Annotated in this window: 29 protein-coding genes; 8 read left to right on the plus strand and 21 right to left on the minus strand. The window is 66.8% G+C overall.

Annotated elements, in window-relative coordinates:
- Positions 1-4: 4 nt before the first annotated feature.
- Genes bscC through bsp22 form a run of 21 tightly spaced genes read right to left on the minus strand, consistent with a single transcriptional unit; the run spans position 5 to position 15623 of the window.
- Entirely contained in the window at positions 5-1807 is a 1803-nt protein-coding gene (gene bscC, locus EL288_RS15945) for a SctC family type III secretion system outer membrane ring subunit BscC (protein WP_033447666.1), read from the minus strand.
- Positions 1798-2196: a type III secretion system protein BscW gene (bscW, locus tag EL288_RS15950; RefSeq protein ID WP_003809913.1), complete on the minus strand. Its 399-nt coding sequence runs from the start codon at positions 2194-2196 to the stop codon at positions 1798-1800. Before bscW ends, bscC begins: the two co-directional genes overlap by 10 nt.
- On the minus strand, positions 2193-3242 hold the full coding sequence (bscU, locus tag EL288_RS15955; RefSeq protein WP_003809911.1) for a SctU family type III secretion system export apparatus subunit BscU: 1050 nt from the start codon (positions 3240-3242) through the stop codon (positions 2193-2195). The genes bscW and bscU overlap by 4 nt, the downstream gene beginning before the upstream one ends.
- Entirely contained in the window at positions 3239-4039 is an 801-nt protein-coding gene (bscT, locus tag EL288_RS15960; RefSeq protein ID WP_003809909.1) for a SctT family type III secretion system export apparatus subunit BscT, read from the minus strand. Before bscT ends, bscU begins: the two co-directional genes overlap by 4 nt.
- A gap of 11 nt (positions 4040-4050) precedes the next feature.
- The gene (gene bscS / locus EL288_RS15965; protein WP_033447679.1) at positions 4051-4317 is read right to left on the minus strand and encodes a SctS family type III secretion system export apparatus subunit BscS; all 267 of its coding nucleotides are present in this window, start codon (positions 4315-4317) and stop codon (positions 4051-4053) included.
- A gap of 5 nt (positions 4318-4322) precedes the next feature.
- On the minus strand, positions 4323-4994 hold the full coding sequence (gene bscR / locus EL288_RS15970; protein ID WP_003809905.1) for a SctR family type III secretion system export apparatus subunit BscR: 672 nt from the start codon (positions 4992-4994) through the stop codon (positions 4323-4325).
- On the minus strand, positions 4991-6070 hold the full coding sequence (gene bscQ, locus EL288_RS15975; protein ID WP_010928436.1) for a SctQ family type III secretion system cytoplasmic ring protein BscQ: 1080 nt from the start codon (positions 6068-6070) through the stop codon (positions 4991-4993). The genes bscR and bscQ overlap by 4 nt, the downstream gene beginning before the upstream one ends.
- Positions 6067-6615, minus strand: a complete 549-nt coding sequence (bscP, locus tag EL288_RS15980; protein ID WP_003809901.1) for a type III secretion system protein BscP — start codon at positions 6613-6615, stop codon at positions 6067-6069. The genes bscQ and bscP overlap by 4 nt, the downstream gene beginning before the upstream one ends.
- Positions 6612-7121 (minus strand): type III secretion system central stalk protein BscO, encoded by a 510-nt coding sequence (gene bscO / locus EL288_RS15985; protein WP_010926206.1) that lies wholly within the window; start codon positions 7119-7121, stop codon positions 6612-6614. The genes bscP and bscO overlap by 4 nt, the downstream gene beginning before the upstream one ends.
- Positions 7121-8455, minus strand: coding sequence for a SctN family type III secretion system ATPase BscN (gene bscN / locus EL288_RS15990; RefSeq protein WP_003809898.1), 1335 nt, complete (start codon positions 8453-8455; stop codon positions 7121-7123). Before bscN ends, bscO begins: the two co-directional genes overlap by 1 nt.
- 4 nt (positions 8456-8459) lie before the next feature.
- Positions 8460-9098 (minus strand): SctL family type III secretion system stator protein BscL, encoded by a 639-nt coding sequence (gene bscL / locus EL288_RS15995; RefSeq protein ID WP_080561917.1) that lies wholly within the window; start codon positions 9096-9098, stop codon positions 8460-8462.
- On the minus strand, positions 9068-9730 hold the full coding sequence (gene bscK, locus EL288_RS16000; protein WP_033451990.1) for a SctK family type III secretion system sorting platform protein BscK: 663 nt from the start codon (positions 9728-9730) through the stop codon (positions 9068-9070). The genes bscL and bscK overlap by 31 nt, the downstream gene beginning before the upstream one ends.
- The gene (bscJ, locus tag EL288_RS16005) at positions 9723-10547 is read right to left on the minus strand and encodes a SctJ family type III secretion inner membrane ring lipoprotein Bsc (protein ID WP_010928434.1); all 825 of its coding nucleotides are present in this window, start codon (positions 10545-10547) and stop codon (positions 9723-9725) included. The genes bscK and bscJ overlap by 8 nt, the downstream gene beginning before the upstream one ends.
- Positions 10544-10972 carry a type III secretion system inner rod subunit SctI gene (gene sctI, locus EL288_RS16010; protein WP_003809891.1) on the minus strand — a complete coding sequence of 143 codons (429 nt, stop codon included), beginning with the start codon at positions 10970-10972 and terminating at the stop codon, positions 10544-10546. The genes bscJ and sctI overlap by 4 nt, the downstream gene beginning before the upstream one ends.
- Entirely contained in the window at positions 10969-11496 is a 528-nt protein-coding gene (gene bcr4 / locus EL288_RS16015) for a type III secretion system protein Bcr4 (RefSeq protein ID WP_033450435.1), read from the minus strand. Before bcr4 ends, sctI begins: the two co-directional genes overlap by 4 nt.
- Before the next feature lie 4 nt (positions 11497-11500).
- A complete protein-coding gene (gene bcrH2 / locus EL288_RS16020) occupies positions 11501-11962 on the minus strand; it encodes a SycD/LcrH family type III secretion system chaperone BcrH2 (RefSeq protein ID WP_003809889.1) in 462 nt (153 codons plus the stop codon).
- A gap of 23 nt (positions 11963-11985) precedes the next feature.
- Positions 11986-13194 (minus strand): type III secretion system translocon subunit BopB, encoded by a 1209-nt coding sequence (gene bopB / locus EL288_RS16025; RefSeq protein ID WP_010928432.1) that lies wholly within the window; start codon positions 13192-13194, stop codon positions 11986-11988.
- A 23-nt stretch (positions 13195-13217) separates the two neighbouring features.
- A complete protein-coding gene (gene sctB, locus EL288_RS16030; protein WP_003809886.1) occupies positions 13218-14159 on the minus strand; it encodes a type III secretion system translocon subunit SctB in 942 nt (313 codons plus the stop codon).
- 47 nt (positions 14160-14206) lie between these two features.
- Complete coding sequence (gene bcrH1 / locus EL288_RS16035; RefSeq protein WP_126621987.1) at positions 14207-14692, minus strand: SycD/LcrH family type III secretion system chaperone BcrH1; 486 nt, start codon at positions 14690-14692, stop codon at positions 14207-14209.
- Positions 14693-14707: 15 nt separating this feature from the next.
- Complete coding sequence (gene btc22 / locus EL288_RS16040) at positions 14708-14983, minus strand: type III secretion system chaperone Btc22 (protein ID WP_003809883.1); 276 nt, start codon at positions 14981-14983, stop codon at positions 14708-14710.
- A gap of 22 nt (positions 14984-15005) precedes the next feature.
- Entirely contained in the window at positions 15006-15623 is a 618-nt protein-coding gene (gene bsp22, locus EL288_RS16045; RefSeq protein WP_003809882.1) for a type III secretion system needle tip complex Bsp22, read from the minus strand.
- 163 nt (positions 15624-15786) lie between these two features.
- Here bsp22 and bopN point away from each other — a divergent pair, with 163 nt between their 5' ends.
- The 8 genes from bopN to bscF are packed head-to-tail and all read left to right on the plus strand — an operon-like array spanning position 15787 to position 22007.
- Positions 15787-16884, plus strand: a complete 1098-nt coding sequence (bopN, locus tag EL288_RS16050; RefSeq protein WP_003809880.1) for a SctW family type III secretion system gatekeeper subunit BopN — start codon at positions 15787-15789, stop codon at positions 16882-16884.
- Positions 16881-17258, plus strand: a complete 378-nt coding sequence (gene sycN, locus EL288_RS16055; RefSeq protein WP_003809878.1) for a type III secretion chaperone SycN — start codon at positions 16881-16883, stop codon at positions 17256-17258. The genes bopN and sycN overlap by 4 nt, the downstream gene beginning before the upstream one ends.
- 4 nt (positions 17259-17262) lie before the next feature.
- Positions 17263-17673 (plus strand): type III secretion apparatus assembly protein SctX, encoded by a 411-nt coding sequence (gene sctX, locus EL288_RS16060; RefSeq protein ID WP_033458830.1) that lies wholly within the window; start codon positions 17263-17265, stop codon positions 17671-17673.
- Positions 17670-18038 (plus strand): hypothetical protein, encoded by a 369-nt coding sequence (locus tag EL288_RS16065; protein ID WP_033458832.1) that lies wholly within the window; start codon positions 17670-17672, stop codon positions 18036-18038. Before sctX ends, EL288_RS16065 begins: the two co-directional genes overlap by 4 nt.
- Positions 18035-20134 carry a SctV family type III secretion system export apparatus subunit BcrD gene (gene bcrD, locus EL288_RS16070; protein WP_010926201.1) on the plus strand — a complete coding sequence of 700 codons (2100 nt, stop codon included), beginning with the start codon at positions 18035-18037 and terminating at the stop codon, positions 20132-20134. Before EL288_RS16065 ends, bcrD begins: the two co-directional genes overlap by 4 nt.
- A complete protein-coding gene (gene bscD / locus EL288_RS16075) occupies positions 20131-21411 on the plus strand; it encodes a SctD family type III secretion system inner membrane ring subunit BscD (RefSeq protein ID WP_033456420.1) in 1281 nt (426 codons plus the stop codon). Before bcrD ends, bscD begins: the two co-directional genes overlap by 4 nt.
- A gap of 40 nt (positions 21412-21451) precedes the next feature.
- A complete protein-coding gene (bscE, locus tag EL288_RS16080; RefSeq protein ID WP_003809870.1) occupies positions 21452-21751 on the plus strand; it encodes a type III secretion system protein BscE in 300 nt (99 codons plus the stop codon).
- Positions 21741-22007: a type III secretion system protein BscF gene (bscF, locus tag EL288_RS16085; RefSeq protein WP_003809869.1), complete on the plus strand. Its 267-nt coding sequence runs from the start codon at positions 21741-21743 to the stop codon at positions 22005-22007. The genes bscE and bscF overlap by 11 nt, the downstream gene beginning before the upstream one ends.
- The last annotated feature ends 30 nt before the right edge of the window (positions 22008-22037 follow it).

A 22037-nucleotide genomic window follows, 5' to 3' on the forward strand; every position in this document is an offset into this window, starting at 1 on the left:
ACGCTCAGGGCGACGCCTCCCCCGCCTCGCCATACTCCACATGCAATGCATCCGGCACCAGCCGGACCCGCCTGCCCGCCCGGGCATCATGACGCACTTGTGTATGCCCGCTCTCGCCGGGTGCAATGCTCAGGCTGCTGCCATGCCCGCCCCAGCCCGTGCTCATGAACACCTGCGACGTGCCCGCAACGGGGCTGAAGACCGGCTTGCCCTCGATGGCCACGACACGCGGCCGGATCAGGAACAGCCGCTCGCGGCGCTGTACCGCCCGGGACTTGCTCGAGAACAAGAACCCCAGGCCGGGGATATCTCCCAGCAGCGGCACTTTCTCGACCTGCTCTTCGTCACGGCGATTGTTGTAGCCGCCGATCAGCAGCGTCTGCTCGTCCCCCACCACCGCCAGCGTGCTGATGCTGCTTTTCCGGACCCGGGGCAGACCATCGATGGGATACTCCTGCAAGACCCGTCCGTCCTCGATATCGATCGCCAATTCCACCTGGCGTCCTCCCTTGGCGGCGATATAGCGCGGCGTCACACGCAACGACGTACCCACCGTGACAGGCGTGACCGTCGCTACGCGCTCGCCCAGGGTGCGAATGTAGAAGGTATCCGACAGGTCTATCATGGCGCCAAGGTTGTCGGCGGTCAGGATGGACGGCTGAGACAGGATATTGGCCTGCCCGTCCGACTCCAACGCACGCAAGCGCGCCGCCAGCCGGGTACTGACACTGATCCCCAAGGTGCCGGGCGCCAGCTCGGCCGCCGCGCCGTCCACGGGCAGACCGTTGCCGGGACGCAGCCCCAGATCGCCATACCCCAGGCTGGTGGTTCCGATCTGCGCCCCCCAGGTGACACCCAGCTCGTTGACCAGATCGGTATTGACGTCCACGATCATGGCCTCTATTTCGATCAGGGTGCTGGGCACATCCAACTGCTCGATCAGGGCACGGTAGATCGGCATCCGTTCGGGAATATCCTGCACGATCAAGGCATTGAGGCGCGTGTCGGCCTGCACGCTGGGCTCGCTCAGGCGCCGGCCAGCTGCCTGGGCCGCGCCAGCGAGCGGCGCTTTCCCGTCAGCGGCCGCATCGCCGAACACCGGCGGATTTTCCCGCAGCGGCGCCGCCACCGCGGCCAGCGCCGCGTCGTTGCCCGGCCCCGCCCCCAGGATCAATTGGCGCAGCATGGTGGCCATCCCCGGCGTAACGACCTGCTGGTCTCGATAACGGATCACCCGGTCGCTCACGGAAGCATGCTTGAGGCGAAACACCGCCACCTGCTGATTGCCGGCCCCCTTGGGCAACGCCGCTACCGCCTGTTCGACCAGCGCGACATAGGCCGGCGGCCCTGACACCATGGCCACGCCTTGCGCCGGCAGCTCTCCCCACCCGAAACGTTCGTCCAGGATGCCCAGTTGCAGCAAGGCCTGGCGCAACGCCGACGGCGAAGCTCCGGCTGCATCCACCGCGCGGGTAACCACGTCGCTGGTGCGGCTGACATACAGCGTGCCGGCATGCACGAACCAGTTGAACCCATAGATGCCGCTGAGACGCTCGATGAACTCCGTGGGTGTGCGCGCATTGAAACGCCCATTGACCACGCCTTGCACCCCTTTGCCCTGTTGCAACGCCAGGCTGAAGCCTGCGGCGAACTCGCGCAGCACATCGGACAGGCTCTGCTGCTGCGCGTAGTAGCTATACGGCGCCAAAGGCCAGTTCGGCGCCGCCCACGCGCTACCGGCCGCCAACAGCATGACACCCCCGGCCCATGCGCCGCGGACAAGATACCCAAGCCGACCTATTGCCATTGCGCCATCGCCCTTTTCCAAGTGGCCAAGGCATTGACGAACTCGCCCACCGCCTCGTCCACCGCCAGCGCACTGCCGGCCGGTGCGACGCGCTGGTGCAGGTACAACGCGGTTTCGCCCTGGTCTATGCCGCAGTACGCATCCGTCGCAGGGGCCATGGCGCTGGCCAGCAGGCCCGCCTGGCGCAACTGCGCCGCGCGCGCCTGCCACCCATCGGGCAGCTCGGCCAGCCGCGCCCGCAACATCAGCATGCCGTCCTCGGCGGGGATCAACCTGACGCGATGCCGTCCGTCAATCCGGACGGCAAGCCCGCCATCGGCGTCGACCGACGGATCGAGGCCATGGCGTCGCGCATAATCGGCAATATCGGGATGAATGGTTGCTGTCATGTCTGCTCCTTGAGTGCCTGGCGCACCGCCCGCAACACCGCGGCCACCGGCTCCACCAACTCGCCGGGAATGTATTGGTCCACCTCCGCCTGGTCGTGCAAGGCGCGGGCCAGCGCGACGTTCTGCATGACCGGCACGCCGGCATCGCGCGCGGCCTCGACCATGAGAGCGGCCACGGCTCCCTGCCCCATGGCCAGCACGCGCGGCAGGGGCGTCTCGCCCGCCGCGTAGTACAGGGCCACGGCCAGGTGCGTCGGATTGGTCACCAGCACCGTCGCCCGGCGAACCTGGGCCGCCGCGCCATGCATGATCAGCTCCTGGTGCAGGTGCTTGCGTTGCTGCTTGATATGGGGATCGCCTTCCATCTCCTTGTACTCCTGCTTCACTTCGTCCTTGCTCATCCGCAAGCCTTTGCGATACTGGTAACGCTGCCAAGCCAGGTCCGCCAGCGAAATCGCCCCGTACGCCAGTCCGATGTTCCAGACCATGACCTGCAGAATGCGGCCTACGCCCGTTCGCAACCCGTCCAGCCCGCTATGGGGAACGGCCATCAGCGGCTGCAAGGAATCCCGTATCACCAACGTGACCAGCACCGCCAGAAACAGGATCTTGCATACCGACTTGATGAACTCCATCAGGTTGCGCGCCGAGAAGATATTCTTCAGATTGCCGGCGGGATTCAGTTTCTCCGCCGAAGGCTTGAGCTTTCGAAACGCCAGCACGACGCCTACCTGCAGGAATTCGGCGAACATCCCCACCCCAAGCACGATGAGAATCAGCGGAGCGAGCACGCGGACGGCCTGATCGAGGATTTCCGTCAGCACGGGCCCCAATGCGACGGCGAACGCCTGGTCGGCAAAGGCCGCCGGCGCCAGTATCAGCGCTCGCAGCGATGCGAGAATGGACGGGGCATTGATCAGAAAGTGCCCGAACAAGGCGCATATCAGCGCCGTCTGGGTAAAGTCCCGGCTGTGTGCGACCTCGCCTTTCTCGCGGGAATCGCGCAGGCGCTTCGGGGTGGGTTGCTCGGTTTTCTCGCCGCTCATGAGCCGGGCCACGCTGAATGCAGGAACGGCACGATCCGGCCCACAGAACCCAGGATTTCGCCTGCATACTGGAACAACGTTGCCATGTACAGCACCAGCACGAGCAGCACCAGCGCGCTCTTTACCGGCAGAGCCAGGAAGAACACCTGCAGTTGAGGCGCGAAGCGGCTGATCAGGGCCAGGCCCAGCTCGGCCAGGAACATGGCCACGATGGCCGGCGAGGCCAGCAGCAGGACACGCGCGGCAAAGCCACTGAACTGGTCCAGCATCCGCACGGCGCCTTGCGCGGGCATGGATGGCCACCACGCCCAGATGTTCCACAACCCGAAACTGTCATACAGCATCGTGGCGAACAACCCGAATCCGCCCGCCGTCAGGAAGAACACCATGAATCCCAGATTGAAGAGAATGCCCAGGGGCGACGAATCGTTGCCCGTGGCGGGGTTGAGGATAGCGCCCAGGCTGGCGCCCCGTTGGTTGTCTATGACGAAGCCGATGGCCTCGAAGATCCAGAATGGCAAGGCAGCCAGCCAACCCAGGAACATGCCCACCATCGCCTCCTTGGCCAGCAGCGCCAGCAGCCGGGGCCAGCCGATATCCAGCGCGGCATACTGCGGCGCCAGCTGGGGAACCACGATCAGCCCGAGACAGGCGCCGACGGCGTAACGCAGCGGACCAGGCAGAAACTGACGGTTGAACATCGGCAGAAAGAGCATGGCCGCGAGTATCCGCGGTTGCGTCATGGCCAGCGTTCCCAGGAAAACCTTCGCCTCGACGAAATTGAACTCCGTGTGCATCGACTGGCCGCTCAGTGGATCCGATGAAAGGCATCGAACACCGCAATCGTGAAGTTATAGATTTCCGCGCTTATCCACCGGGCCGCCAGCATCAGCGTGGCGAACACGGCTATCAGCTTCACGGCGAAGGACAGGGTCTGCTCCTGCACCTGCGTCAAGGCCTGCAACAGGGAAAACAGCGTTCCCACGATCGCCGCCACGGCGATGGGCGGCAACGACAGCCAGAGCACCAGGTACAACGCCTGTGTCATGAACGAAACCAGGTCTTGGGTTTGCATGCTGGTCACCGATAGGAAAGCACCAGGCCCTGGATCAGGCGCGTCCAGCCGTCCACCATGACGAACAGGAACAGCTTCAACGGCATGGAGATCGTCACGGGAGAAACCATCATCATTCCCATGGCAAGAAGAATGTTCGATACGATGAGGTCGATGATGATGAACGGCAGGTACAGCAGAAAGCCAAGCTGGAATGCGGCGGTCAGCTCCGAAACCAGAAATGCGGGCGTCAGTACCAGCAAGTTGTCTTCCGACAGGTCCCGCGATGCCTCCTCGCCCCACAGATGACGCGCTGTGCGCAGGAAGAAATCACGCTGGGCCGGCTGGCTGTTGCGCAACATGAAGGCCCGCAGCGGCGCCACTCCTCGCTCGACCACGCCAAGCACGGCGTCCAGCGCCATCGGCGCGGCGGTGCCGGACTCCCCGGCTTGCGCGGTCAAGGCCTGGACCTCGGTGCCTATCCTGTGAACGACCGGCGCCATCACATACGCGGAAAGAATAAGCGCCAGGCCGTACAGGGCCATGTTGGGCGGTACCTGTTGCACTCCCAGGGCGTTGCGCACCAAGGCAAGCACGACGGCGATCTTCAGGAACGACGTGGTCATGACGACGATGAGCGGTACCAGCGCCAGCAGCGCCAGAAAAAGGGCCAGGCTGAAGGGGTCGGTATCGCTCATGCGAGTCCAGGCCTGACCGACTGCAATACCACGCCGATGCGGCCGTCGATGTCGACCAGCCGGCCACTGCCCAGCAACAGGCCATTGGCCCGCACCATGACCGGCCCGTCGGCGATGGGCCGCTCGAGGTCGAACGTGCAGCCCGGATGCAGGCTGCGCAGTTGCGCAAGCGTGAACTCGCGCTCGCCCAGGTCGAACGTCAGGCGCACGGGTATCTGATCGGTGTCGAGCGTCGCCTCGGCCTGTGCCGGGGTTTCGCCAGGGTCAGGTGTCGCGGGTTCCGTCATGATGGGAGTCCAACCTTGAGTTACACGAAAAGACGCGTGCTCGGCCCGTACCCGGATCGCGCTGGGTCCGGCCGACAACCATAGTTCTCCGGCATCGTTCACCCGGTACTGCGCGAGCAGCACGACGTCGCCCGCTCGCAGCGTCCGCAGCTGGCCTGCGGCCACGGACGCCGCGCCGACATCGGCACGCAACCTGACCGGCACGCGCTCCGGATTGACCGGACCATCGGCAAGCGCAACGGAATCCAACGCCGCCGCGACCGCTTGCAAGGCCCATGCGTCGCATGCCAGTACCGCGCGCCAGACGCTACCGTCAGGCGCCCGTACCGTCAGGGTCCAGCGATGCGGCTGAACCGGTGGCTTCCCGCCTTGCCGCGCCACGCGGACCGGGCCTTGCTGGTCGAGTCCGGCCATGCCTCGACAGACCTCCTCCAGCATTGCCTCCAGGGCCGCCGCCGCAATGGGTTCCGGCAACTCCACGCCGGAAAACCGGGGCAGGCGCGCCGCCAGCCATCCCGCCGCGGCCGCGCGCGGAACCGTCAGGCCGATGTACGTCCCGGCCCATTGCAGTTGCAGGCTTTCCATCTCGCCATCGGCAAGGTCGCCATGCACGCAAGGCGTCAGGGCGCAGTGCCAGCACACGGCCGGCTCGCCAAGCCGAACGTCGAATCGCGCGCCATGGCATGCAATCCTCGACAGGGCATGGGCCTCGCCGGCGCTCAACCGCGGAACCGCGAGATCCACCATGCCAGCGGCCTGCGCCGCCGCCCCGCCGGCCACTCGATTCATCGCCACGGCCGCTGCGCGCGCGCCACCCGCTCGTGCGGCTCGCCGTCGCATGCCACCGTAACCTCGACATCGCGCGCCAGCTCCAGCGCGAGCTCCATGGCCAACCGGTCGGCGCACGCGTGCAGGCGCTCGCAAGCGTCCCGCTGCCGGCACGCGAAAGCGACCACGATCCAGCCGCCGTCCTCCCGTACCGACAAGGTGGTGTCGGGTAGCAGCGTATCGTCCACAACGATACGGGCTTCGCGATGCCCCTCCAGCACGTCGCCTACCGCCAGCCCCGCAGCCACGCTTGCCAGCGCTTGGGCCAGACTGGCCGGCGGACGGCCGGCCGCAGGTTCCACCGACGCCAGCCAGCCGACGCAGGCCGGCCCCGGCGCCAGGCGTTGCGACCCGGACAGTTCTTCCTTCGCTTTCTCCTGTTCCATTTCCCGCTCGAAGGCACGCTGCGCATCCCGATCCGGCTGACGCGCATACGGCGTGCGCGCCACGCCCATGCGCTGCCCGCCGCCGGCCATGGGCGAACCCAGCCCGTCTGGCTGGTTCATAGCCGCGCCAGGCCGTCACCGGCTCGCGATGCATCGTCGCGCCCACGCGCCGACAATTCGATGGCTTCCTGAATTTCGCGATCCTCCAGGCTCTCGCGCAAGGCCGCCGCCTCGACCTGCTGCAGGCGCACCAACTCGGCGATCCGTTGCTGCGCCTGGAAGCACTCCCGGTGCTGCTCGCGCTGCTGCGCGAGCAGCTGGATTTCATGCTCGTGGCGGCGCACGGCGTCGTCGAGCTGCAGCGCCAGGCTGGCCTGGCGGTCGCGGGCGTGGCCCACTCGTTGCAGCACCTCGTCGATGTCGCGTGTCTTGACGATGCGCCGGCACAGCTCGGCATAAAGACGGTTTTCGAGCTGCCCGGCCCACAGGCGACAATCGTCGAGGCGGCCTTGCGCCTGGCGCTGCGCCGCGGCAGCAACCGCGCAGGCCTGCTGTTGGCGTTTCAGCGCAAGCTGGGCTTGGTCGGCGCGAAAATGCTTGATGGCAAGCAGGCTTTCCAGGTCCATTAGGATTCGGGTCCGATGATTTCAGCCATGCGCAGTACGGTATCCTCGAATGCTTCGCGTTCGTCGGTTAGTTGTCTGAGAAACGCATTGATCTGTCCGATCTTCTGTATCGCCTCATCGGTCGACGCATCGGCGCCCTGCTTGTACTCGCCGATTTTCACCAACAGCTCGACGTCCTGGTACTTGGCCATCAGTTCGCGCATACGTCCGGCCAGGTACTTGTGACGTGGCGACACCACGGCATTCATGACCCGGCTGGCTGAGGCCAGCACGTCGACGGCAGGATAGTGATTCGCCGCTCCCAGCTTGCGCGAGAGCACGATGTGGCCGTCCAGTATCGAACGCGTCTCGTCGGCCACCGGTTCGTTCATGTCGTCCCCCTCGACCAGCACCGTATACAGCGCCGTGATCGAACCCGTCTGGTTCATGCCGGCGCGCTCCATCAGTTTGGGCAGGGTGGCAAACACCGACGGCGGATAGCCGCGCCGCGTCGGCGGCTCGCCTGCCGCCAAGCCGATTTCACGCTGGGCTCGCGCAAAGCGGGTGACCGAGTCCATCAGAAAAAGTACACGCTGCCCTTGATCGCGGAAGTATTCGGCGATGGCGGTTGCGACGTATGCCGCCTTGGCACGCTCCATCGAGGACTTGTCGCTGGTCGCGCAGACGATCACGCTCTTGCGTCTGCCCTCCGGACCGAGTTCGTGCTCAAGGAACTCGCGAACTTCCCGCCCACGCTCGCCGATCAGCGCCACCACCGTCACGTCGACCGCGGCGCCCTTGACCAGCATGCCCAGCAAGGTCGACTTGCCGCCGCCGGCTGCTGCGAAAATTCCCAGACGCTGGCCTTCCCCGCATGTAAGCAAACCGTCCAGTACGCGCACCCCCAGCTCCAGCGGAGCATGGATGATGCGACGCGTCAGCGGATCCGGCGCATCGGCGAAGACCGGATAGAACTTGTGGGCATGCAGCGGCCCTGACTCGGCGACGTCCAGCGGACGTCCCAGCCCGTCCAGCACGCGTCCCAGCAAGCCCGGACCGACGGGCACCATATGCGTGCGTCCGGTCGGTATCACCTCGGTCGCCGAGGAAATCCCGTACATGTCGCCGATGGGCGTGAGCAAGGCGGCGTCGCGAACAAAGCCCACCACTTCGCCGTGCATCTCGAAGTCCTCGCCAGGATTGCGCAGCAGGCACACTTCGCCGATCTTGACCATCGGAACGACGGCCTTGATGATCGTTCCCACCACTTGCACCACTCGGCCCTTTATCCGCAACGTGGACAGATCCTGCAGGGCCACCCGCATCATCTCCGTGATGTAGTGGTACTGACGCATGCCCCTATCCGCGCCGGCCGAATGTACGTTCGAAGGCCGCCCGCAAGGCGCACAGCTGGTCCTCGAGGCTGGCCTCGACCATGCCTATCTCGCTCTCCAGTATGCAGGCTCCCGGCGTCAGCCTGGCGTCGGGCAGCAGGTCCAGGTAGCCCACGCCCGGATAGGCCGCCAGCAGCTGGTTCATGCCTTCCCGGAGCACATCCACCTCGTCGGGGTGCAGGCGCAAGGTCATCTGGCGCTGATTGCGCACGACCGCCAATGCGTTGCGCACGGCGATCACGGTGCGCTCGCGGTCGTCGTAACCGTCGACGATCTTGCGGACCGCGCTCATGACCAGTTCGATCATCTCGTTCTCGATACCCGCGAAGTAGTCGATCGTGCGGCTTACCGTTTCTATCATCTTCTCCGCCTGATCCGTAAGCGCTTCGCGGCGCCCCTCCTCATAGCCTCGCCTGCGCTCGCGCTCGAACTCCTCTCGCGCCTCGGCCACGATTTCGTCGGCCCGCCGATGTGCCTGGGCAACGATCTGCGCGGCGCTGAGCAGCTCGGCGTAGTCTTCGGCGCGCAAGACGTCGGTCGCGGGATCCGCACGGCCGGGCCGTACCGCCTGGATCAGGCTTGGGCGGGGAACGAGGAAAGCCATTCGGCATCCAGGATTTCGAGCATGGACAGCACCAGCGCAAGCGCCGCCTCGGGCGGCAGGACGGGCGCGGGATCAAGGTCGCGCGGCAACTTCAACGCGCAACGCAGCGCTATCTCGTCGGCGGCGCCCTGCACGGCGTCGCGCAGCAGGGCCCAGCCCAGTTTCTGCGCCGCCTGGACCGTGGCGGCCAGGGTCCAGTCCGAACTGGCGGCGATCCCGTCATGCAGGGCCCGCGCCGCGGAAGACACGGCGAAATTCATCACATCGCGCCCGAGCGCGGCATGCAAGGTACGGACCTCGGCGCCGTCTATCGCGCGTCGCAGGCGCGGCGCGCACAGCAGCGCTCCCGCATGGGCGGCGCAGGTGCGCAAGGCGTCCGTGGACAATAGCGCGACCTTCAACTGCGGCGGATCGAGGCTCAGGACCGGCTGGTCCAGCAGGCCCAGCTCGCACAAGATCCAGCGCGACCAATGGCGATGCCATGCGTTGGCCAACGCCGCGTCGGCATTGCACAACGCGCGCACCCAATCGGCTGGAAACGTCTCGTCGTGGCGACTGGCATGCAGGGTCAGGCTGGGCAGGAGATTGAATATCATGAGCCGCTCGGAAAGCAGCACGCTCTTCTCAGTCATGCCCGGCTCCTTCCGTGGCGCCGGCGCCAGCGCCGCCGCGCCCTTCGCCGCGGGACCAGCGCGTGCGCCAGGCGTAGAGCGCGGCCCCCGCCACTATCAGGCACAGCACCGGCAACAACAGCAGCAACAGCGAAAATCTCAGGACCGATCCGTCCGCGACTTGTACGCCAAGCACGCGGCGCCACGCGACCGGCACGGGTGCGGCCTGAACGGGCTGGGCCACCACCAGGGCAACCGATACACGGTCCTCGGCCAGGCCCGGGATGGCATGCGTGACCAGCTTGCGGATCTCGGGCACGAGCGCGTCGAGGCTCTGTCCGTCGCGGTACTTGAGAAACACCCCTGCCGTCGAAGGGGTGGCCGGCTCGCCGACCGCGCCGCGCTCGGGAAGCACCACGTGCACGCGGGCGCTGAGCACGCCGTCGATCTGCGACAGGGTGTCGGCCAATTCCTGAGATAGCGCATAAATGTAGCGGGCGCGCTCTTCGAGCGGCGATGAAACCAGGCCTTCCTTGCGGAATATGCGCCCCATTCCGTCGAACTGCTCGCGGGGCAGGCCGCTTGCGCGCAGGATCTCCAGCGACCGGGCCACCGCCTCGGCCGGCACCGAAACCGCGTAGCCGGCCTTGCCGGACTGCTTCTGCGCAGCGATGCCTGCCTCGAGCAGCGCCGCCAATACTTCGTTGGCTTCGTTCTCGGGCGCCGCGCCCAACAGCTCGACGCGGGCGCCGCAGCCGGCCAGCAGCGCCAGGGCGAGCGCCAGGGCCGCCCATCCCGCGCCGCGCCGATACCGTTGGATCGCCCCGATGGCGTTCATGACATTCTCGCCAGCGTGTCGACGTTCTGGGTGGCGCGCCCTATTGCCTTGCCCACCAACTCGTACTCCACGGATGCCTGTAGCAACCTGGCCTGCAGATCGAGCATACCCACCACGGTAGGCGCCTGGCTTACCTCGGCCAAGCCCGTCTGCACCGCCCGCCATTTTCCTGCCACATCGGCCAGGCCGCCGCGCAACTGTCCAAGAATGCGGCGGCCCAGCGGCTCGCCGAGCGCGACCGGCGCCGCCGGGCCTTCGGCCGGTGCCGGGGCGATCGCCCCGTTCGGGGCCGATGCGCCGGGCATCTCGCCCAGCGCCAACTCAAAGCGCGCCTGATCCGCCATCGCGGGAGACCGCGGCATGTCGAACGATCGAGCGAGCAGCCGTTCCTGCACGGCGTTGATCGCCGTCAGATCCAAATTCATCCAGGAGCTCCAGGTAATGGCTCGGACTGCAACGGCGCGGGCCGCATCATGGCGGGTCCGCTGTCCAACACGACCTGCGCCAGCCTTGCCGCCTCGCCACCCGCATCGATGGCTCGCTGCAGCATGCGGCGCGCCTCGTCCGAGCGGCCGGCCAGCAACAGGGCGAACCCGCACCAGGCGTCCAGTTCCGAGCGGTCCTCCGCCTGTGCCGGCTGGAAATTCGCCAGGATCTCGGCGGCTTCGTCGGGCAGCCCGGCGTTCATGCGGGCGACCGCCAGGCCGATGCAGGGATACGTCCGGCCCGGCCGTACACGTTGCAATGCATTGAAAATGGCGTCCGCGCGCGTCAGATCGCTGACGGCCGCCGCCAGAAAGCCCACTTCGGTAAGCAGGCGGGCGTCGGCCTCCTCGAGCACATGCTCCATCGGCTGTATCGGTTCCGATGGATGTATCGACGAGGCCATGGGTGAGCCTGAGCCTGAGCCTGAGTCTGAGCCTGAATCTGAACCTGAGTCTGAATGCATGGAGTTACTCCGGATGTGAAACTGAAATAAGATCGAGCAAAGCGCGCGCACGGTGCGAGACCGGACCTGGCTGCCCACTTTCTGCATCGATGGCAATTGCGCCGAACAGGGCCGCCTGTGCCCGTTCGTTCTCACCCAACGCCAGCTCGCATTCGGCCGTGCGCAACACGGCGTCCGCGGAATCGGGATAGAGCGTGAGGATCAACGCATAGATATTGCGCGCCTCGTCGGGACGGTCGGTCTTCTGCAGGCATAGCGCCAGCCCGGCCCAGTAATGCTTGCGCGTGGGACCATACTGCGCGAGGAAGGCGAAGATGGGCAGCGCCTTGCCGTACTCGCACCTGGCGACGTGCGCATACGCCATCGCGTAAATCACTTCCAATTGCTCGGCCGTCAGGCGCCGGCTGCCCGGCAGCGCATCCAGCCGGGCGCGCAGCGCCGCGGCCGCGTCGTCGTGAACAGTCATGAAAATTCCTTGAGCGCCCGGCGCTACACCGCCTGGCGCCGCCCGAGGTTGGCGCTGACCTGGCTGTGCGTACTCGCCATATCGCTGATCATCTTCGCGATCATGTGATAGGCCTCGTCGAATTGAGCCAGGATCTTCTTGATATCGTCCGCCTCACGCTCCATGGCCGCCCGCAGTTTTGTCAGGCTCGCCGCCAGATCCGCCTTGTCGGCGACCAGGAGATCGGCCTGTTTGCGATCGACTGCCATCGACACGCCGACGCCGCCTTGCGCCACTGCCGTACCCCCTTGAAGGACCTGGGTGGCTACCGCGGCGGCCCGATCCCAGGCCCCCTTGATCGCCGAAGCGCTACCCGCGCCGGCTGTACCGGCGGCATTGATCGCGGCGACCGCGATCGCCGCCACGATGGACATCGCCATGGCTATGTACCCCGCGGTGGCATCGCTGGCGCCAGCCAGCCTGGCCACGCCTTGCGCCATTTCGCCCAGCATCTGGGGTTCGATCAGCAAGACGACGGGCACGGCCAGGCCGGCGACGATCTTGGCAATTTGGTCGGCCTGCGACTGATCCACCCCCAACGCTGTCAGCAGACGTCCGGCCAGCCCGGAGAGAAACCCGCCCAGGCTGATAGGCGGGCCTCCCGCCTCTTGCGATATCTGGTCGGCCAGCGACGTCACGGCGCTGACCAGTGCCATGCCGCTGAGCAGCAGCATGGGTGTGGCCGCCGCGCCGGTGGCCACGCTGGCGACGGCGGCAAAGCCCACCGCCAGGGCCGATGCCACGACCGCCAGCACCTTGCCGATCCAGCCGAACACCTTGCTCAGCCATCCCTTGCTCTCGGCCTCTTCGGCCTTCCGAAACCATGCGTCCAGCTTGTCGAGCTGGGCCTGGGTGTTCTGCTTCGCCTTGACTTGCGCGTCCTGCAGGTTCTCGCGCGCCGTGGCCAACTGCCCGTCCACCGCCCTGGATCGCAAGACGCGCAGCAGGTCGGCCAAGTCGGCGGGGCTGAGATCGCGCACTGGCGGATCCAGGACGGGCGCGGTGCGCAGCGACGGTGACGCTGGAAAAGCCGGCCGGCCCGCCGCCAGAGCCAGCGTCGTCACCGGCGCCAGGATGCCGGCGCCTTCGCCGGCACTCCCGGGCTCCGGTGCCCGCATATCTATGCGAGACGGCGCAAGCGCGGCGCCGCTCGGGGCTGTGGATATGGTCGTACTCATGACGGTCATCCTCAAGATTGAAGGTTGGAGCCGGACACTCAGATATTGCGGGCCACGCTACGGGCGGTCTCGCTGCGGGACTGCTCCATTCCGGCCAGCTTTTCCCTGATGCCGCGGATGATGTCGAGCATCTGCTGCATGGCTTCGTCGGCCCGCCGCGAGGCCGTTTCATGCACCTTCGCTTCGACGTCCAGCTCCGCGCGCCTGGCCTCGTGCTCGGCGGCGCGGCGTTCCTGGGCGGCGCTGGTCAGGCCGCCGATACCGCCGGCCGTCGCGGCGCCGGCCTGGGCAACGCTCGATACGCGCTGCGACTTTGCCGACGAACGAGCCGCGTCAGCACCAAACGAGGCCGCTTGCGCTTCGAGCTGGGTTGCGCGGGCCTGCACCGTTGCCTGCAGCTCGGGGGCATCGTGCAAGCCGGCCGCCACCTTGCGGCTTGTCGAGGCCTGCTCGGAAAATGCGGCGCCCTTGGCTTGCGCAGCTGCGCCACCCATGGCCTGCAAACCCGCTGCCAGGCCCGCCCCCAGCTGCACGAAACCACCCGCTATCTGCATGGCGCCCGCCACGATCGCTCCGGCCATGCGCTCGTTGGCCGCCTGGCGCATCTGGCTGGCCGCATCGCCGAGAGCCTGCGTTTGCCGCGTGGCCTCGGCATCACGAGCGATACGGGCGGCCTCCCGCATCTGTTGACTGGCCTGTTGCAACACCGCCATCAAGGTGTAGATGTCTTCACCGAGCCGTGCTGCGTCCAGATCGTCGAGCGCCGCGCGGGTGCGGCTGACGGCGCCCCCCGCGAGCAAATCGGGCGCGGGCAGCATGCCCAGCGTGGGATCTCCCGGCTCGACGCCGCGCCGATCGACGGGCGGCGGCACAGGCGCCGCACCGCCGCGACGCTGCGCCGACGGGGCCGGGGCCTGCAATTCGGAGTCAAAGACAGGGCCGGCCCCGAAAGAGCCGGGCGAAGTCGGAGAAACAGACATATCTAACCTCCTCGAATTGAAATCTTGACGGCGGACATGGCGCCGTTTCAGTCGGCACGTGCATAGCTCCTGCGCAGCGACTCGGCCCGTTCGCGCAGGGCCGCATGCTCCGGCGACCCGCACAACTCAAGCACCATGTCGAGCGTATCCAGGGCGTCGCGGCGACGACCCAACGCATACAGGCACTCGGCGCCATGCAACAGGGGCCTGGGGGAGTCCAACTGCAAAGCCGCCGCGGCCGCGTATTGCTGCAAGGCATGCTCGTACAGCCCCAGCTCCTGGGCCGCGGCGCCCAGGGCCAGCAGATAACGGGCTTCCAGCGGATCGCACGCGACCAGCAGGCAGAACATTTTCAACGCGTCGGCATAGCGGCCCTGTTCGTAGGCGCCATGAGCGATCGCGTACAACGCCTGCTGTTGCGCCTCGTCCAACCCATGCAAGCTGCCCATCGAAGCGCCTGCGTCGAGAATATGGCGCAACGCCTCATGCGAAGCTGACGCCGGGGAGCCGCCCTGCTCGACTGACTTTGGCATGGAAGGCCTCCGCGCTCAGACGTGGTTGTGAAGCACCCTGCGGGCCTGCGGCGCATCGGTGCTGGCCGCCTTGACGCGCGCCGCCTCGCGCTCGATGTCCGCGAGGTCATCACGGAACGCCGCCTGGGCCTCGGCCTCTATCCTTGCCTGCTCGACCGCCAGGTTGCGCAGGCGGGCGGGGTCGACGCCAACGTGGGCGTAGATCTCGTCGACGCTGCACAACGCCTTGCGGGTCTGCTCGACCAGCTCTTCCGCGGCACGCATGATGGATTGGATGTCTTGCTCCTGCATGGAATACCCCTTTGTGCAGCGCTTAGCGCATGTTGTTGGTGATGGAACTGTTCAGGTCGCTGCGCCGCTTCTCGGTGTTGGTCATGACCTCGAAAGCCTCGTTGCGCTTGTTGCTGGCGGCCTGCAGCCTGATCATGTCCATCTGTTGCGTATTGGACGCCGTATCCAGCATCCCCTTTACGGTGGTGTAGGCACTTTCGAGTTCCTTATAGGTCGTGGAACCGGCCATGACGCCCGTGCCGTTCACGACCTGCGTACCCCGGCCGCCGGGGGCGGTCACTTGGCCATCGCGCGCTTCGAACATGCCCGTCAGGCCGGCAGCGCGCAGCGCATCATTGAGGGGAACCTCGATCCGGCTGACCTTCTGGTTGTCCCAGCCCGGGATGGTGTCGCCCGGCTTCGGATTGGGCGGAAACTCGGCCTTGGCCCGGGACAGCGCGGACAGGACCTCGTTGAGCTGCGCCATGCGTTCATTGGCCTTCTGCACCACTTCGGCCTGGGTCTGCATTTGAGCCGTGAGGAGTTCGGCGCGACGACCCTGCACATACACCATGAGAGTCTGGATATCCATGCTCTTGAGGTCGATGCCTTGCAGGCCGCCGGCCTGCGACGTGAGTGAAACTCCGAGATCAATGGTCATGAGGGCTCCTTCGAGTTGAAAGACGCATGCTGAGTAACCCTGCGCCCGCGGCAAGTTCCAGGCTGCGAATTGCCCAATATCGCGCCCGTTTCCGGGAACCATGGCCGCGCGCGCGACACTCACTGCACCAGTAGGCAAATGGTTCCTTCTCCGAGGACTCCCCATGACTCGTATCGATGCCGCCCCCAATCCCTTCCACGCCGCCATGCAGGGGCGCCACGACGCCTCGGCCAACACCTCCTCCGGCTGGCTGCAAGGCCAGCGCATCGCACCGGCGCCCACCGGCATATCGCTGGCGGACGCGGCCGAGGAGCTCAGCCTGCACATGGCGCAGGCTGCCGAGGAAAAGCATCACTCCGAACGCAAGGTCACGGCCGAACGTCCGATGCTCTGGCTGGACGCGGCGCAGCTTGCGGAACTGTTTTCCCACACCCACGACCCCGACGCGCAGGCAAAACTGGAAGCCCTGACCGCCGAGCTGCTGCGCGGCCGGGGCGCCCCCATGCAACTGGCCGCGCAAGCGTTTACCGGTGTCACGCAGCAATACCTCGCGCTGCAGCACGCGCTGCAGCGCGGCGAGCACGAGGACGCCGCGCCGCACGCGCTCGAAGCCCTGCGCGATGCATTGGCCGACCTGGAGCTCGCCCATGGCCCCGAAATCCGCGCCGGCATCAACACCCTGCCCACGGCCAGCGCGTTCGCGCGTTCCGCTGACGAGCTGGCCGGCTTCCAGCACGCGTACCGCGACATCGCCCTGGGCCAGCTGTCGTTGGCGCGCACGCTGGACCTGGTGCTGGAACGCTATGGGAACGACGACATCCACGGCGCGCTGGGCGCGCTGATTCAGGCGCTGGGACACGACCTGGCCGCGGCGACACCGTCGACGGACGGCGTCAGGCTGCAAGTGTTGGCGAGCGATCTCTATCAAGTCGAGGTGGCCGCCACGGTACTGGAGGAATGCAATGCCCTGAAACAACGGCTGGGCAACGCAGGCTCGCAGGAGTGTGCGGACGCCCAGGGCCTGATGCGCGATCTTGTGGGAATCAGCGAGGACAAATGGATTGCGCCCGCGCGCTTCGAGAAGCTGGCAGAGCGCCACGGCGCGAATGCCCTCTCCGAGCGCATCGCATTCCTCGGCGGCGTACGCCAGATTCTCAAAGACCTGCCCACGCAGATCTACGCCGACATGGACGTGCGCGCCACCGTCCTGGCGGCTGCGCAGGATGCGCTGGACAACGCGATAGCAATGGAGAACGCATGAATACTGCCGATAAGGCGCTGCATCAGTTCGGCCAGGATATCGGCATCGAGGGCCTGGCATTCGGGCCGTCCCGATCGGCGTCGCTGGCGCTGTCCAACGGGCGCCGCCTGGGCGTCGAATGCGTCGCCGGCGCGGCCCTGGTCCACCTGGCCCAGCGGGCGGAGCGCGACGCCGCCTCCGTGTTGCTGGCGGCATGGAAACGGGCCCATGGACAGCGCGGCGGCGCCGCATCCATCCAGACGTCACTCTGGTCGGAGGACAGCGAGGACTGGATCGTCGCGCAGACACGACTGCCCGAACGCTCGCTCGACGCAGCGGCGTTGCGCCTGGCGGTGCTGGGCCTGACGAACTGGCTCGACCGCCTGGAGGCGTGACGCCATGTCCAGCGCCGTACCCGGCATGCATGCCATGCACCTTGGCCTGGAGCGCGGCGTCGACCACATCGTTCCCGGCCCCCGCTGCGAGCCCGCCCCCACCCTGCCACCCGAGCGCTGGCTCGAGCCGCCCGCCACCGGCGCGGTCGATCATCTGAAAGCCCTGCTCGTACGCCCTGACCTGAGCGCGATGCTCGACGAGTCGGCGCGGCCTCGCCTGACGGATGGCGCATTGCTCCAGCCCGCGCAGTTCGAGCGCGCCCTGGCGCAGGCGCGCGACGAACTGTCCCGGGCCATGGAACTGCACGCCGGCAACACCGCGCCGGCCTTGAGCCGCGCCTTGCACGTCCTCAACGAGGCCGGAAAGCTGCGTGACCTGGCTGCCATGTATCGCAGCGCGCTCTACCAGGGATGATGCCGCATACCCTACCCTACCCCAGCCTTCAGGTACGCGAACTTCTGCAATTGCTTGCGCACCACTACCAGTTGCAGCGCCAATGGAGCAAGACGGTTGCCCTGCTGGCGGCCCTGGATGCCCTGGACGCGATCGACAGCCAGTCCCTGCTGTCCCTGGCGCTGGGCTATCTGCACCAGGACGAACCGCGCATGGCCTTGGTCACGCTGGACAAGCGCGCGCTGCGCGCCACACCCGATGCCGCCGGCCATCTGGTCCGGGCGCAGGCCATGCAGGCGCTGAACCGACCCGACGACGCCCGCCAGGCCATGCGTGACTATATGGCGCTACGGGCGGCGTCTTGCGCGAGCGCGCCCCCGCCATGACGAGCAAGAAATCCATTCTCCGCCTGCAACGCGCGGTGGCGCTGGCCACCAGCCGCAACGACATCGTACTGGCCGTGCTCATCGTGGCGATCGTCTTCATGATGATCCTGCCGTTGCCCACGACGCTGGTCGACGTGCTGATCGGTGCGAACATGACGCTGTCCGCGGTCCTGCTGATGGTCGCGATGTACCTGCCTTCGCCCCTGGCGTTTTCCTCGTTCCCTTCGGTCCTGCTGGTCACCACGCTGTTCCGGCTGGGCATCTCCATCGCGACCACGCGGCTGATCCTGCTGCAAGGCGATGCCGGCCACATCATCGAGACCTTCGGCAACTTCGTGGTGGGCGGCAACCTGATCGTCGGCCTGGTGGTTTTCCTCATCCTCACGATCGTGCAGTTCGTGGTCATCACCAAAGGCGCGGAGCGGGTGGCCGAAGTCGCCGCGCGCTTCTCGCTGGACGCCATGCCCGGCAAGCAGATGTCCATCGACGCGGACTTGCGCGCGGGCACCATAGACATGGACGAAGCCCGCCGCCGACGCCGTACGGTCGAGAAGGAAAGCCAACTGTATGGCGCCATGGACGGCGCGATGAAGTTCGTCAAGGGCGATGCCATCGCCGGCCTGATCATCGTTGCCGTCAACCTGCTTGGCGGCATGCTGGTCGGCGTGCTGCAGCGCGGCCTGAGCGCCGGCGAGGCCGTGCAGACATATGCCATCCTGACCATAGGCGACGGGCTCATCGCGCAGATCCCGGCGCTGTTCATCGCCATCTGCGCGGGAATCATCGTGACGCGGGTGCAGACCGGGGATGGCCCCTCCAACGTAGGCACCGACATCGGCGCACAAGTGCTGGCGCAGCCTCGCGCCCTGGTCATTGCCGGCGCGATCTCGGCAGGCCTGGGCCTCATTCCCGGCATGCCCACGCTGGTCTTCTTCGCCCTGGCCGCCGTGGTGGGCACCATCGGTTTCGTACTGCTGCGCGCATCCCAGCGTCCGCCCGAAGGCGCCGGGCCCGCGCTCGCCGGCATGGCTGCCGACGGCCTGCCCCGCACCCGCGCGCCGGCGGATGGACAGGCGGAATTCGCTCCCACCGTCCCGCTGATCATCGACGTGGCCGCGCGGCTGCAGCCCCGGTTCGAGCCGGCCACCCTCACCGACGATCTGCTGCAGATCCGGCGGGCGCTCTATTTCGACTTGGGCGTGCCATTTCCCGGCATCCAGTTGCGCTTCACCGAAGCGCTGGCCGCCAATACCTACACCATCGTGCTGTCGGAGATCCCGGTGGCGCAGGGGATGTTGCGCGACGATGCCGTGCTGGTGCGGGACACCGAGCAGAACCTGCAGGCCCTGCGGATCGCATACGAAACGGGCGCGGCCTTTCTGCCCGATACGCCCACGATCTGGGTTGCAGCCAGTCTGACCGGCGCCTTGCGCGATGCAGGTATTCCTTACCTGGGTATCAGCCAGATCCTGACTTGGCACTTGGCATATGTACTGAAAAAATATTCAGCCGATTTCATCGGCATCCAGGAAACCCGGTTTCTGCTTTCGGCCATGGAAGAACGATTTCCCGATCTGGTCAAGGAGTGCCTGCGCGTCATGCCGGTGCAGAAGATTGCCGAAATCCTGCAGCGCCTTGTTTCCGAGGAAGTGTCGATACGCAACCTGCGCGCCGTCCTGGAAGCGCTGGTCGAATGGGGCCAGAAGGAAAAGGATACCGTCCTGCTTACGGAGTATGTCCGAATCGCACTCAAGCGCTATATCAGCTACAAGTACACCAGCGGCCACAATATCCTGCCCGCCTACCTGCTGGCCCCCAAGGTCGAGGAAACCGTGCGCGCCGCCATCCGGCAGACCGCCGCCGGCAGTTATCTCGCCCTCGATCCGGACACGACACGCCGGCTGGTCGAGCACATACGCCAATGTGTCGGCGATCTGGCCGCCGGCGCGAGCCGTCCCGTCTTGCTGACGTCGATGGACATCCGGCGCTACACGCGCAAGATGATCGAAGCCGATCTCTACGCCCTGCCGGTGCTGTCCTACCAGGAACTGACGCCGGAGATCAATGTACAGCCCCTGGGCAGGGTGGATCTATGACGGCGGCGCTGGAATTCCGCGTGCTTTCAGGCGCACAGTGCAGGGCGCGCTGCCCGGCCGTGCATGGCGCGCGCGTGGGCGCCAATCCGCATTGCGATATCGTCCTGACCGGCGAGGACATGCCCGAAGTGGCGGGATGGCTGGAGATCGACCAGTCCGGCTGGCGGTTGGCCGGCGCCATGACGCCCGGCCTGGACGCCCAGGCGCCGTGCCCGCCCGCGGCCTTCAACGAACCCGTACAGCTGGGAGCGACCTGGATCACCGTGGCCGCCCCTTCCGCGCCGTGGCCCGCGCCGCCAGAGCCGCGCGGCCCCGACGGCAGCGCCACAGCCTTGCACGACGCCCCTGGCTCGACAAGCCCGCCGTCCGTCGACGCCCTCATGCCGCGCCGACGTGCAGGACGGCCCTGGCTGGCGCTGGGCGCGGCCGCGGCCGTCCTGCTGGTCGGCCTGGCCACGGCGCTGGTTTCCGTGACCACACCCGCCGCGCCGCCGGCCGCGCCGCCCCCAACGTCCGCCGCGCCGCTGATCCGCGCCGCGGCGCTCATCGACAGCCTGGGCCTTGCTGAGCAATTACAAGCGGCCTACGGCCGTGGCGGCGTGCTCACCGTGACCGGATGGGTGCACGACGAGACGGAATTCGCTCGGGTCGCCCGGGCCTTGGCGCAACTTGCGCCACGGCCTGCCATGCAGGTAAGCAGGCAGGACGAGGCCAGGACCCTGGCCTGCGATGTCCTGGCGACATTCGGAGTGCGCTACATGGCGCGCCCGTACGGCAATGGCCGCCTGGCGATCTCGGGCATCGCCAGCGATGCGCACGAACGCGCCGCGGCGCTGCACGCGGTGCGCATGCGCCTGCCGGGCATGACGATCCTCGGTCGCGATGTGCGCCTGGCCGACGAGGTCTCGGCCCAGTTCGCGGCCCAGCTGGCCGACGAACGCCTCGACGGCGTCAAGCTCAGCTGGCACGCCGACCGCCTCGACGCAGATCCCGGCGGATTGGCGGCAGGCCGCATGGCGCGCCTGCGCGAGCTGGTGGCCGCGTTCAACCAGCGCAACTACGACGTCGTCCGGCTGCCGGCCACCGCCGCGCGCGCGACGCGGGATCACGTGCCGTTCGAGATACGCAGTGTCGTGAGCGGCCCGCAACCGTACCTGATGCTGGCCGATGGCAGCCGCCTCCTGGTGGGCGGACTGCGGGACCAGTATCGCCTTACCGCCATCGAATCCGGCCGCCTGGTCTTCGATGGTCCCGAACCGGTCATCGTGACGCGATGAAATCGCCTCGGTAGCCGTCAACCCTCGCCTGCAACATCATATGAATACATCTGTTCTAGCCCTGACCGAACTGGAAGTGCGCCTGGCATCGCCGGGCGGTTCCGCCTTGCGCGACACCTTGCTGTCGCAGCTCGGCGAACTGGAGACACGTTTGCGCGTCCGCCTGCACGATGGCGTGGGGCGCGACACCTATCCCGTATGGCGCGACGCGCTGGCGGCCGCCACCGCGGCCCGGCAGGTATTGCTGCAGCGCCCGACCGGGCCGGACAACCCTCCGGCGTCAGTCTTGACGCGCCTGAGCAATGAACAATGCGCCGAAGGAGACAAGCATGGCCATTAACCTGGGCGGCGATGCAGGCCGAGTGACCATGCAGAGCGTCAACCAGGCGGTCAATACGCGGCTGAACGCTCACGAACGCGACCTGCGCAGTCGCCTGGAGGCGCTCAGCGCGCGCGGAGACGGCGCGGTAAGCACGTCGGACCTGCTGATCGTGCAACAGGAAATGCAATCGTGGGTCGTCATGATCGATCTACAGAGCACGGTGGTCAAGCAGGTCGCGGATTCGCTCAAGGGCGTCATACAGAAGGCGAGTTGAGCCTGCCGCAGCGGCGCCCGGCAAGTCGCC

The sequence above is a fragment of the Bordetella bronchiseptica genome (genome assembly GCF_900636925.1).
Taxonomy (GTDB): domain Bacteria; phylum Pseudomonadota; class Gammaproteobacteria; order Burkholderiales; family Burkholderiaceae_B; genus Bordetella; species Bordetella pertussis.